This window comes from Cupriavidus yeoncheonensis, assembly GCF_905397275.1.
Taxonomy (GTDB): domain Bacteria; phylum Pseudomonadota; class Gammaproteobacteria; order Burkholderiales; family Burkholderiaceae; genus Cupriavidus; species Cupriavidus yeoncheonensis.
This window is the reverse complement of record NZ_CAJPUY010000011.1, coordinates 116,059-128,502: the sequence shown is the minus strand read 5'-3', so window position 1 is coordinate 128,502 and position 12,444 is coordinate 116,059. Positions and strand designations below refer to the sequence as shown.

The window sequence follows — 12,444 nt, the reverse complement described above, 5'->3', positions numbered from 1 at the left end:
TCAGAGGCCCCCGAGCGTCTCGCGCACGCGCCGCGGCCACTTCGCCAGTTCGAAGCCATGGTGGCGCAGCAGCGCCAGCGTCAGGCGCTCGATGCCGAAGCCGACGCAACCGGTGTGGGCCGGTTCGCCGTCCGCCGTGCGCAATGGCCAGGCATGGGCGAAATGGTCCATGTGGTAGTTGAAGCTCATGCAGGCCGTAGGCGGCGCGCCATCGTTGATCGGCACCAGCAGTTCGAACTTCAGCTTCAGTTCGCGCTGGCTGTCGGCGACGATCTTGCCGCCGCGGCCAAAGAACGGGTCGTTCGCCAGATCGACCTCATGGGGCAGCTCCAGCATGCCGGCAAGCTGCCTGCCGCGCTCGATCCACACCTGCCGGAACGCGACGATCTGCCCGGCCGTACCGAGCCGCACATATTCGCGCTGCCGGAACATCTGCATGCGTGCCGGATCGATCGACGGCTCATGACGGAAGCAGTACGTCAGCACGTCAACCACCATCCCCTCGGCGGACATGGGCCCACGCGCCGCCACCACCGGATACACCGGATAGCACGCGGCGGGCGCCAGCACGACATCCGTCGGGCGCTGCTGGTCGGCCCATTCCTCGCCTTGTTCAAGCCGGGCCAGCAGGCGGTGGTGGTCGCGGTCACTGCCGCAGAAGCAATGCACCGTACCCGCCAGTTGCGGAAAGCTCTTGAGGTACTCGCTGGCCTCGAAATCCCGGCGCGGCATGGCGGGAGGAAAGCGCATCACCTCCGCGTGCTGGTCGGCGCCAAGCTTGCTGATGGCGGCGTTCAAGCCATCGGCGATGCTCTCGAACAAGCCACTGCGGCCGTAGATGCCGTCGACCGCGCTCGCATACAGCAAGCGCGCATCGATCAGCGCCTGGCGAAAGGCCCTGCGGCCGATGTCCGGATCCGGCGCGGGCGTTGGTGCGGCATAGCTGCTGCCGGAAGCGGCCGGCGATTCGTCGCCCGGCGCGTAAGTGTTGCTGGCATCTTCCATTGTCGGCTCCTCAGGCGGACCGGTCCGCCAGCAACAGGTTGGCGGTGTTGGTCAGGATGCGATCGTTGTTGATCATGAGCGGCGCGGACCACAGGTCCCGCAGGTGGCGACCCAGGCTGAAGGGCGTGCCATGCTTGTAGCCCGCCATGCCGCATACGAGCATCGCGATATGCACCGCTTCCAGCGCCATGGCCGACACGCTGGTCTTGAGGCCGTTCATCTCCGCCGCCAGGTTGAAGATCGCCGACATGCTCTGGCCAGCGTCACGCTCGCGCTGGTGAGTCAACGCGAGTTCCAGCCTGCCTTCCAGCATCTGGATGATGGCCACGGCTTCCGCCACCCGCGTGGCCGATGGCGGCAGCGTGCCGGGGCGGGCGCGGGCCTGCCCCTGGAACAGCGACTTGGCACGCTGGACGGCATCCGCCGCGATGCCGGTCCACAACGCGGACCACAGGATGTGCGACACCGGGGTCATGGTGGCGTCGGCGATCTCGCCGAACGGCACCGGGAGAATCTGGTCGGTATGGCCGCGGGCCTCCAGCCTGAAGCCATTGCTGCACGTGCCCCGCATGCCCAGCGTATCCCACGCCGACAGGCTTTCCAGCGCGTAGTCGGGCTTGAGCACACTGATCATGACCTGGTCCGACGGCGAAGCATCGGGACTGCGCCGCGCGGTCACGAGGATGCCGTCCGCGTGCGCGCCATAGGAAATGGTCGGCGCCATCTTGAGCAGGTGCAGGCTGGCGCCGTCGACATTGACGGCGCAGCCGCTGTTGCGCAGGGCGCCGCCGATGGCTTCTTCGGAGGTGGCCGAGGCCAGCAGCAACTGCTCGCCGGCAAGGCGCCGCAATAGCTGCGCATGCCATGCGCTGTCGCTTGCATGGTTGACCAGGCACGCCACCTGGATCTGATGCATGGCGTAGATCATCCCGGTCGAAGCACAGGCGCCGCCAAGGATGCGGCAGACCCCGGCGATGGTCTCCAGCGACGCACCGCCGCCGCCGAAGGCAACCGGCACCATGGCACCGAGCAGTTTCTGTTCGCGCAGGACCGCAAAGGCCTCGTGCGGAAAGCGCGCGTCACCGTCAACCGGGTCCGCGTGCCGGGCCGCCTCGGGCACCGCCAGTTGCGCGGCGGCCAGCCAGTGGCCGGCATCCATGGCATCCGGCAGCGGATGCGCCAGTTCCACGCTGGCAAGAACGGGTTTCATGCGGCCTCCTGTTCTTGCTTGATCTGCTCGGCCGCGGCGGCCAGCGAGCTGATACTGCGGAACAGCTGGCGGGTCAGCAGCCGATCGGGAATCTCGATGCCGAACTCGTTCTCCATCGCGAGCATGACATGCACCGTAGCCAGCGACGAAAGTCCTGCCGCATACAGGTCGGCCTGGTCGTCCAACGACTCCACCGGTACATCGAGCCGGGCGACTTCCGAAAGGATGGTACGTATGGCTGCTTTCATGCTTGCGCTCCCGTGGCGGGTTTTTTACCCGTGTGTTTCGCCTATTTGGCCTAAACCAAAGGAACGCATCGGTGCGCTGCCACACTAACGTTGCAATTTGGAATCATCCACCCTGGTGATGCCCTTGCCGGATGGACGTGCATTCGTCTTGAGAGGGGAAACTTGGCGCAGGCAACTGCGTGCGACCCGACTGGCATCGGGCGCCAGCCGGGTCACGCAGAAACGGGTACGCCCGGCTGCCGCCGGGCTAGGTCACGCGGCTTTCGTGTCCGAGGCGTTCCCTGCCTCGGCGGCGTGGTTCGCCAGCGCCGGGTGCTTGACCTCGGCGCGCGGCAACGGCATCCCCAGGTACGGATTGATGCTGTTGAATTCCGCGCGGTTGCTGCGCCGCTGCACTACGCCGTTCAGGATGCCGCCCATCAGGCGGGCATCGGCGCGCGCCAGGCGCTTGAGGGTTTCGTTGACCTGCTCCGCCGGGGTGACGTCGGCACGAATGACCAGCAGCGTCGAACCCGCCAGGCTGGCGACCAGCGTCGCGTCCGCAACCGCCATCACCGGCGGCGTGTCGACGATGACCAGGTCGAAGCGGCCCGCGCAGCGACGCAGGTTGTCCGCCAGCGTTGGCAGCATCAGCAGCTCGGACGGGTTGGGCGGCGTCAGGCCATGGGTGAGAATGAACAGGCCGTTGACCACGGTCGGCCGGACCGCCTCGGCAATCGGCAGACGGCCGGCCAGGACTTCGGCAAGGCCGCCTTCGGCGGGCTGGTCGAACCAGTCGGCAATCTTTCCGCGGCGCAGGTCCGCATCGACGAGCAGCACGCGCTGGCCCGCTTCCGCGAACAGCACGGCGAGATTGACTGCGGAGAAGGTCTTGCCAGCACCCACCGCGGGGCTGGTGACGGCCACCACGCCATCAGGTGCCGAGCGCAGCGAGAAATGCAGCGCCGCGCGCAGGGTGCGCAGCCCCTCGACGGCGAGCGAATGCGGCGCCCGCCTGGCCAGCAGGAAATGGTCATGCAGCCCCTGCCTGAGGAGTCGTTCGCTTTCCGTGTAGTCGCTGTCGGTGCCATCGAGGACCGATGCATCGACCAGCGCGGTGCCCGGGCGCGGGGCCTCGAGGCGGCCGTTCGCGCGCAGGGCAAAGCCCGCGGCAATGCCCAGGCGCCGCTTGGCATCGATCTCGCGCTCGAGCTCCGCCTGTTCCTCGCTGAAGGCAACATCGGCAAGCATGGCAATGCCAAGCCGCTGCTCGGCATCGTTGGCGGTGCCCACCGATGGCTTGAGGCGCTGACGCACGCCGACACCGGCCACGCCAAGGCACAGCCCCAGCAGCATGCCGCCGGACACGAATGGCCACGCACCGGGCCCGACCGACCGTGCCGGGACGATGGCCTTGTCGATCAGGCGCATCTGGCTGGAGGTGTCCGAGCGCAGCAGCGACAACTGCTCGACCTTGGTGCGCAGCGTCATGTACATGTCTTCGGCCACCTTGACGTCGCGCGCCAGCGCCACCGACTCACGTTCCGAAGCCGACAGGCTCTGCATGCGGGCGTCGATCTCCGCGCGATCGCGTGTCATCTGCTGGATCTGGCTGTCGACGGTCTTGACCTCGTTCGCATCCGTGGTGAAGCGCTGCAGCAGCTTGGTGCGTTCCATCCTGAGCGCGGTGATCTGGCGCTGGTACTCCATGCTGTTGTTCAGGAACGATTGCGCGTCACGGCTCGGTTGCATGGAGCCGGTGCGGGCGCGATAGCGGCTCTGCGCCTCCTCGGCGCGCGCCAGTTCGGCCTGCACGCGCGGCAATTCGCCGCTCAGGAAGGCCAGCGAGTCGGCGGCGTCGCCGCGGCGCTGGGCGGTCTGCCCGCTGATGTAGGCGCGCGTCACGCCGTTGACGAGCGCGGCGGCCGCGTCCGGGTTCCGATACTGCCAGGCGACGCGGACCGTGCTGCCACCGGCCTCCGCACTTTCGCTTTCGACGGCAAGGCCTTGCCGGATCGCATCGGCGGTGCGTGCCGGGTCGTGGCGCGTCAGCAGGAAGCGCGTGCCGGGCGCGGCTTCGATGCGCGCCACGCGCAGTTCCACGCCGTTGCCGGCGGCATTCTCGCCGACCACGCCTTCGACGAGCGGCGTGTCCCGGTAGCTGATGCGGTAGCTGCCATCCTGCAGCACTTCGAACACCATGGGCTGGTCCACCAGCCGCTCGGGCACCGCCAGGCGGTCCAGCAAGAGCCGCTCGCCGCCCCATGCATAGCCCAGCCACGCGCCACGCGGCTGGCCCGGCGTGGACCACCGCTCGAACAGCACGCCAAGCAGCGGCGCGCGCACAGGGTTCGCGGTGATGTCCAGGTGCAGTTGTTCGATCACCGGCGCCACCACCGCGCGACTGCGCAGCAGGCCGGCGTCGAGCTGCGCGCCCGGCTGCGGCTGTCCGGCATTGCGCGCGCTGGCATCCTTGCCCTCCACCTGCACGAGCGCCTGGGCACGGTATTCCGGCGGGGACGACAGCGCCACCACGCCGCCGATCGCGGCACCGACCGCTCCCGCGGCGACGATCCATCCCACGTGGTCCAGCAGTACGCGAGCCTGCAGGGCCCGCGCCACCGGGGCTTCACGCCGGGGGATCTCCCGGTCGGCCGGCGCACCGGCATAGGACAGTCTGCTCACGGACACTGCTCCTCAATGCGATGAAGGCCGGTCACGCAGCATGCGCTGCGGCACCGGCCAGATCTGTTCAAGCGCCGCCTGGCGGCTTCAGGCATGCGCCAGGGCTGGCAGCAGGCGGTCGTATTCGCGCTTGACCAGCTTGTAGCACTCGCAGGAATGCTTCTCCAGGCCGCAGCGGTCCAGCACCGTGATGTGGCCGCGGCTGTGATGGATCAGGCCGAGGTCTTCGAGCTTGCCGGCGGCTTCGGTCACGCCCTCGCGGCGCACGCCGAGCATGTTGGCGATGACCTGCTGCGTGATCACCAGCTCGTTCGAGCTCAGGCGGTCCACCGCCAGCAGCAGCCAGCGACACAGTTGCTTGTTCAGGGAATGGTGCCGGTTGCAGGCGGCCGTCTGCGCGATCTGCGTCAGCATGGCCTGCACGTAGAGCAGCGTGATCCGTTGCAGCGAGGGCGTGCGCGGCAGCTCGCTGCGCAGCAGGCGCGCGGGGATGCGGTAGGCCAGGCCCGGACTGCGCACTTCGACGCGGCAGGGCATGGTGTCGCCGCCGGTGACCACCGGCACGCCCACCAGGCCTTCGTTGCCGACCGCGGCGATTTCCACGGTGGCACCGTCTTCGAGCAGCGACAGCAGCGATACCACCGACGTGGTCGGAAAGTACACATGGACAATGCGTTGTCCGGAGTCGGTCAGCAGCTCCCCGGCACGCAGGCGCACCAGCTCGACATGCTGCGCCAGGATTTCCCATTCATTGCGCGGCAATGCACTGAGCAGATAGTTGGCATTCAGATCCGAGCGATGCGTGATCATTTTCGTACCCCCCTGTCCCATCCCGTATCCGGGCAAGAATCTACCTGCCGGTGTCGCCCGCCCCGTCGCGCTGCCACAGGGGCCGGCCGCACCAGGCCGGTCGGCCGCCGGCTTGTCCCGCCATGCCGGCGCTTGGCATTCGTCTCCTCCGAGCCAGGCCTGCCGCGACCCGAACCATGCGGCAACGCACCTGACCCCGTGTCTGTATTTAGCGCTATGGATCGTCGATCGGACAGTAGGCAGACGGCTGGTGCGCCGTCATCCATTGGTAGGTCGGCCGGAAAGCGGTCATCCCGGCAGCGGGTGCGCGCGCCTGTCCGTGAACAGGCGGGCACGCAACGGCACGGCTAGCCGCCGTAGTGGACGGGGTCGTCCTGGTTGAGCGCCCACACCTTGCCGGCGGGGGCCATGTCGGGTTGAGACGGGCCTCCGCCTTCATGCAAAAGGCGGATGCGGGTGCGCCCGCCGGGCGCGAGATGGAACCAGTCCTGCGCCGGCTGAAGCACATGATCCTCGATATGCACCCAGCGCGCGAAGCGCGTGGCCGATATCTCCAGCCACCAGTGCCCCGCGTCTTGCAGCATTTCGACTTGCAGGCCCGCCTGCGGCAGCGCTTCGGCGCGACGATCCGGCAGGTGCGCCGCCTGGCTGAGCGGCTCGCCAGTGCGAGCGTCCGACAGCGTGGCCAGCACGACATCGGCCGCGTCGGGCGATCCGCCGAGCTGCGGACGCGGCGTCAGCACGAGGGACTGATGCGCCCCCAACTGCAGCACGTGCCCGGCCTCGGCCTGCACCTGCATGCCGTTCCGGATCCAGCAAACCCGGATGCGGACGTCTCGCGCGCCCGCGGTCTCGTTCAGCAGGTCCACGCGGATGCGGCCCTCGGCATCGGTCCCGAGCAGGACCTGCAGCGGGCGGCACGCGGCGCGCATCGCATGCCAGGCCGACTTGGGGCGGCCCTGCACATCGACGACACCCGCACCATTGGCGAGCGCCACATCGCGCAGCGCAGGCACCAGCGCCAGTCCGGACCGGCCGCCTTCACGGCGGCAACCGGCGATGAAGTCGCTCGCCAGTTCGGCGGCGAGCGCGCGCGACAGGCGCAGGTAGCGCTGCGGATCCGCGCGGCGCAGCTGCGGCGGATCCACGCCATACAGGGTGCGCAAGCAGCGGTCGCGCGCGTCCTCGGCATCCCACAGCGTGCCGCTCCGGTGCAAGACGCCGGCCTTCCAGCGCGGATCGCCAAGCGCTTGCGACAAGCCGAGTGCATCCAGCGTGCGCGCGCAGGGCACGCCGGCGATCTCGGGCAGGCACGCGGCATCGGGCAGGTTCATGCCTTCACGCCAGAGCAGCATGCCGGCGGCATCGCAGGCACTGCGCAAATCGGCAGACGGCGCACAGTCGCGATCGAGCACCAGCACGTTCATGCCGGCCCCGCGCGCGAGGCGCATCCAGTGGCGCGCGGCCAGCGGCGACGATACGAGTGCGGCCAGCGCGGCGGCGTCCAGGCGCGCGCCGCGGCAGAACACCGGCACATCATTGATGCGGGGAAAGGGATCGCGTCCATGCCTGTCGCCCCGCACGCTGCGCAAGGCGACCCGCCCGCAATCGAGCACGTGACCACCGGCTTCGGCCAGGACGCGATACTGCGCCGGCCGGCCATGCGTATGGGGCCACCAGAGCCGGGGAGCGTCCACGCGCACATCGGCCGCCAGCGTAAAGGCATTCACGCGGGCATTCGCGCGGGCATCCGCGCGCACGAGCGGCGCATGGACAACGCCACCCGCGCCGCAGAGGCTCAGCCTCGCGTGCGCCGGTGCCTCGCGATGCAGGTGCAGGCGCGTCGAAACACGGCCCGCGCCATCCTGAAGCCCGGCGCACAGCTCCACCGCGGCATCGGCAAGGACATCGCTGCCGCCCAGTTCAAGCATCTCGATGGGCTGCAGCAGGCCGACCGCGTGCAGCGGCGTGTCCTCGGCCGCGGCATGCCCGATGACGCGGGCCGACTGGAACGCCGGCGCCGAGCGCCAGCTCAGCGTGCCGCGAGCCGCGTGCAGTCGCGGCACGCTGGCCCGGAAGCAAAGATGCAGGGTGTTGATGCCGGCCAGTTCCACTTCGGCATCGCAGGCATCGCATAGTGCCTGCGGTGCGGCGATCGGTCGCCCGTTCACCCATGCCTGCGCCGCGCCGGCCACGCCGCGCAGGCGCAGCAGCCGGCGCCCGGTGGCGGCAAAGCGCAGGCGGTACCAGTAATCGTGCCGATGCACGGCGACCGGCGTTGTCTCTTGCCAGCGGCCCGCTACGCGCATGGCGTCGGCCACGGTACCCGGCACCGGAGCCGGCAGCCAGGCGGCCCGCTCGTCCAGGCACGCCGGGCTGTGCGCGGCACCAGGCAGCGTTTCCAGCCACGACCAGTCGCCCGGCACGCGCGGGACGGCGGGTGGACGCGCATCGCCGCGGCTGCGCGCGGCGGTGGCGGGAACCGTCACGTCTTGCTCCCCGCGAAGTGCCGCGCCAGCACCGGCACGCACGCCTGGTAAGAGGCTTCGAGCTGGTCCAGGCAGTCCTCGCAGGTGTCGGGCTTGCGGCTGATCACCGCGCGCATCAGCCGGAACTGCATGACCATCGCCTCCGAGGCCATCGTGTAGCAGGCCTCGGCCGTCTTGTCGGGCACCTGCTCGCCCTGCATGACCAGCCAGCGCAGATAGCGCGCGAGCAGTTCGAAGTTGGCACCGAGCTGGCGCAGCACGCCGGCCGCATAGTGATGAAAGCCCGGCTCGCCGCGCGCCATCAGGCGCTCGAGATGTTCGGGGAACGCAGCGCGGAAGGTGCTGACCGGATTGTCGGGCGGGCGGTTCGCCAGGTGAAAGCGAAAGAGCTCCAGGGATGCCTGCAGCAACGACGCCTCGCTGTGCGTGCAGGGATTGCGGCGCACCACGTCGGCATGGGTGAAGATCTGGACTTCCGGGTTGCGTGCGCCGGGCCCCCGGCCGAAGAGGGTGGTGTAGTCCTCGCCGCTGGCAGTGTGATAGCCGTCGGAATGGAAATAGCCCACGGCCAGCGCATCGGGGATCATCACGTCGATGCCGATGCACGAAAGCGTCCGCTGTCGGTGGTAAGCCGTGCCCGGCGCAGGCGGCAGCTGGCTGCTGTCGACCTCCATCACCACGATGTTGCCGCGGCTGGTCTGCGCGGCTACGTGGTTCTCGAGCGAGTCATACAACGTCAGCGCATGGATGTTCAGGCCGAACAAGCGCTCGAGATCGGCGTCGGGTATCCGGCATTGCGTGAAATGGTCCGCTTCAAACGCCTGCCTGACGGTGCAAGGCAGCACAGCTATCGGCGGCAGGTCCAGGCCATGCAGCAGTTCAATCCATAGATCGACGTGGCTGTTCACGTGCGACCAGACCGGATTTCCACCGCGCAAACCCGGACCGCCGCGCCCACGCATCTTCGTGTCGCCGTACACTATTGGCCTCCGCGCGTGCCAAGACATTGCGTTCGCGGGCGCGCACGGACCGGGCTGCAAACGCCAGTGCGCCTGCAGTTCGATTGCCCGTGCATCTCCTCCTGTCCTGCGCGCCTCCCTCGACCGTATCCACTGTTGCCTGACCAGTCGTGCTGGCGATCATTGCGCGGCGCGTTCCCGGCAGTCTGTTGGACGGCGCACAGAGTTCCGCGGCCCTGCGCGCGGCGGGTCGCGCAGCGTGTCGCCGCATGCCTGCGGCATGGTTGAAACAGGGATGAACACCTGGCGTGCAGCCCCGCACGCATGGTGCTTCTGGCCGATGGAGGCCGGGACCGCGATTGCCTATCGTCGATGGGACGTGCAAGTGCACTACGTGGCTTGCACGGTTCAAAGCCCGCATGGTCCCCCGGTCGGCGGGCTTCTTTTTTGTTCCTCGCGGAATGGAGGATGGGGGGTGGGGGTGATGATGGGGTTGCCGCGCCTGGCATGCGCCGCTGTTTCGCCGGCGTAGGCGGCGACCTACGTGTCCGGGCGACAGGGAGCAGGCAAGTAGCGCGTCGCCTGGCGGCTGGCCATCAGCGAGGCGCTTCTGGCATCAACGTCGCTGGCGCCGGCGCGTCCCATCTCACGCGGCAGCGCACGCGGCGGTCCACATTTCAGGGAACAAATGACGTCGGCAGCCGGTGCCGGTGCTGAGCAATGATGAGCGCCTTCAGGCTTTCCACGCGCAAGCGGGCCTCACGTTCGCCCGCTTCGCGTGCCGCTTCGGCTGCGGCCAGTTCGCAGTCGAATTGCCGGCCATGCAGTTCACCGCGGTACAGCAGCGGTTCATCGCTCTGCGTCGCCAGCCGGATTTCGAAGCAACAAGCCCACTTGCCTCGCCCTTCGCGCACGGCGAAGCCGCGCACGATGAGGAATTCCAGACCGCACTCCATACGACCCCCTTGCACTCCCGCGGCGGCGGCCTCTGAAATGGGGACCAGCTTCTGTCGCAGGCAAATCAAGCATAGCCGCGTTGCGCGCGGTTCGCCCTCATCCGGTGGCCGTAGTCCCCACCGGGCAAACGAGGGAGGACAAGGGCGTGCCGCCGCCCAGCGTGAGCGCGGTGCGCGGGAAACACTGGCCGCCGGCCCAGATCAGCGCCATCGCGGCGCACACGAGTTCCGACGATACCGGCGCTGCCAGGCAGCCGCTCGCACCCAACAGCGCGGCATGCAGCATGAGCGAAGCATCGAGCCGGTCGGAGATCACCAGCCAGCGGCGCGGCGCCAGCCTGGCGTGCAGGCGGTCAAGCAGCGCCCGTTGATCGCCTTCGACTCCACTGCAATCGAGCAGTGCGAAGTCGGCAGGGTCTTGGGCTTGCTCGGAAAGAATGGAAGCATCGGCCTGGTCGAGCCATTGCGGCGCGCGCCAGCGGATCGGGCTGGGCAGGCTGAGCGCCTGCAGTCGGCGGGCCAGGACCCGGCACATCACTTCGTTGCTGGCAATCAGATAGGTCGACATTGATGGTGCAGGGTGGCGGGCCTGGCCGCAGAAGCAATACCACCGTTGGAGAATCGGGGCACGGTGTGCCCCGCCTGCCCGGCACGGCATGCGGAGCGCGCCACGCGCCGCGCGCAAGTGCATGCCAGTGCCTTCACCTAGAACGTAGCAACCCGCCGCAGCGGCTGCCTCATGCTTTTGGATGAGCCAGGCTCTCCAGAAGGATGAGACGGCGTGGCTGCGACTATGCCGCCGCCATGCCCGCGCCCGCGGAGATCTGCGGCTGGCCGGCGGACGGCGGACCGGCCCAGTTGAGCGTGGCGCCACGCTGCAGCGCGACGTAGACCGCTTCGCCCTTGTTGCGCACATGCAGCCGCTGGTACAGCGTGCACGCATGCGTCTTGGCGGTGGCCACGGAGATGTTGAGGATCCGGCTGACGGTCTTGATCGGATAGCCGCGCGCAAGCAGTGCGAGCACCTCGTACTGCCGCTCGGTGATATTGAGCAGGTGCGCGCCGGCCGACGGCGTTTCGAAGCCGCCCACATGCGCCAGCGACAAGGTGCGCGGCGCCGGCTGAGCCGCGTCCTCGATGTGGACCGTCCCCCCGATGGCCAGCACGCCATGGCCGCGTTGCAGCGCCACGACGTTCCGGTCCTCGCCTGAGGCCGCCGCGCCGGACAGCACGCCCGTATCGATCATGGCAGCGGCCGCGCTTTCCATCTGGATGCGGGACGGAAAACACTCGCCGCCGGCCAGCACCAGGCGCACCGCCGCGTCCAGCGCCGCGGCGCTGCTGTGCTTGTGCATGCAGCCGCGCACGGACTCGGGCAACCCGGTGCTGGCAAGGGCGGCGGCCGGAGACTCGGCCAGTACGAGCACACGCTGCGGCTGCAGTTGTTCGCACAGGTCGGCAAGCTGCTGGCAGCCGCTGCCATGGTCGGACGGCAGTCCGAACACCAGCAGGTCGGCACCATGCAGCCAGAGGTCAGATTCAATGGGTGCCAGCGGATCGATATCGATCAGGTCCCCGGGTATATGTGCTTGCGCCAGCAGATGGCGCAGCCCCAGGCGCAACAGTGGATGAGGCTCGATCAAGAGGATGGTGGCCATGGCCGCTCTCTTTTCTTGTAGCGGCAAGCGCGAACCCAAAGACAACCCGCACTTGCAGTCGGAAAATGCCTCGCTATCCTGCGGGATGCATCTTCCCTACGATCCGACAGAGCTCCAGCCCCCTCAGCCTGCCCGTCCGGCCAGCCGAGGGTCCCTTCCCCTGGAGGTGTCAAACCGCCCCGTTTGCGTCTATCCGACGCTTATCAACCCGATGGCGTTCTTAGACGCCATTGAAATCAGATGTAAGAAAACGTAACTCTGGTAACAAGCATATGAAACGGTCTTGTCGAAAGCAAGACTGGGCCAACCCGCGCGGGTTTTCCCCATGATCAATATTCATGATGCGCGCGGGCCGTTAACTATCGCAGCGCGAAAGGCTGAATGTGGCGCGACAGGCGCGTCAGTACCCGCACTGTGTGGAAAGCGATGCTTCGCTGGCAAATCC

The 12,444-nt window shown here is 68.2% G+C and carries 10 protein-coding genes; all 10 read right to left on the bottom strand.

Annotation, left to right across the window (positions count from 1 at the left end; translation table 11 throughout):
* On the bottom strand, nucleotides 1–1,005 hold the full coding sequence (locus KHO22_RS16660; protein WP_211948257.1) for an amino acid--[acyl-carrier-protein] ligase: 1,005 nt from the start codon (nucleotides 1,003–1,005) through the stop codon (nucleotides 1–3).
* Nucleotides 1,006–1,015: 10 nt separating this feature from the next.
* Complete coding sequence (locus tag KHO22_RS16655; RefSeq protein ID WP_211948256.1) at nucleotides 1,016–2,215, bottom strand: acyl-CoA dehydrogenase family protein; 1,200 nt, start codon at nucleotides 2,213–2,215, stop codon at nucleotides 1,016–1,018.
* Nucleotides 2,212–2,463: an acyl carrier protein gene (locus tag KHO22_RS16650; protein ID WP_211948255.1), complete on the bottom strand. Its 252-nt coding sequence runs from the start codon at nucleotides 2,461–2,463 to the stop codon at nucleotides 2,212–2,214. The genes KHO22_RS16655 and KHO22_RS16650 overlap by 4 nt, the downstream gene beginning before the upstream one ends.
* Nucleotides 2,464–2,715: 252 nt before the next feature.
* Entirely contained in the window at nucleotides 2,716–5,127 is a 2,412-nt protein-coding gene (locus KHO22_RS16645) for a polysaccharide biosynthesis tyrosine autokinase (protein WP_211948254.1), read from the bottom strand.
* A gap of 87 nt (nucleotides 5,128–5,214) precedes the next feature.
* Entirely contained in the window at nucleotides 5,215–5,937 is a 723-nt protein-coding gene (locus tag KHO22_RS16640; protein WP_211948253.1) for a Crp/Fnr family transcriptional regulator, read from the bottom strand.
* Between the two features lie 347 nt (nucleotides 5,938–6,284).
* Nucleotides 6,285–8,426 (bottom strand): glycoside hydrolase family 2 protein, encoded by a 2,142-nt coding sequence (locus KHO22_RS16635; protein ID WP_211948252.1) that lies wholly within the window; start codon nucleotides 8,424–8,426, stop codon nucleotides 6,285–6,287.
* Nucleotides 8,423–9,406 (bottom strand): DUF1839 family protein, encoded by a 984-nt coding sequence (locus KHO22_RS16630; protein ID WP_211948251.1) that lies wholly within the window; start codon nucleotides 9,404–9,406, stop codon nucleotides 8,423–8,425. Before KHO22_RS16630 ends, KHO22_RS16635 begins: the two co-directional genes overlap by 4 nt.
* Nucleotides 9,407–10,062: 656 nt before the next feature.
* Nucleotides 10,063–10,341, bottom strand: coding sequence for a hypothetical protein (locus KHO22_RS16625; protein WP_211948250.1), 279 nt, complete (start codon nucleotides 10,339–10,341; stop codon nucleotides 10,063–10,065).
* Nucleotides 10,342–10,438: 97 nt separating this feature from the next.
* Nucleotides 10,439–10,909 carry a response regulator transcription factor gene (locus KHO22_RS16620; RefSeq protein WP_211948249.1) on the bottom strand — a complete coding sequence of 157 codons (471 nt, stop codon included), beginning with the start codon at nucleotides 10,907–10,909 and terminating at the stop codon, nucleotides 10,439–10,441.
* 223 nt (nucleotides 10,910–11,132) lie between these two features.
* Entirely contained in the window at nucleotides 11,133–11,999 is an 867-nt protein-coding gene (locus KHO22_RS16615; RefSeq protein WP_211948248.1) for a helix-turn-helix transcriptional regulator, read from the bottom strand.
* Between the last annotated feature and the right edge of the window lie 445 nt (nucleotides 12,000–12,444).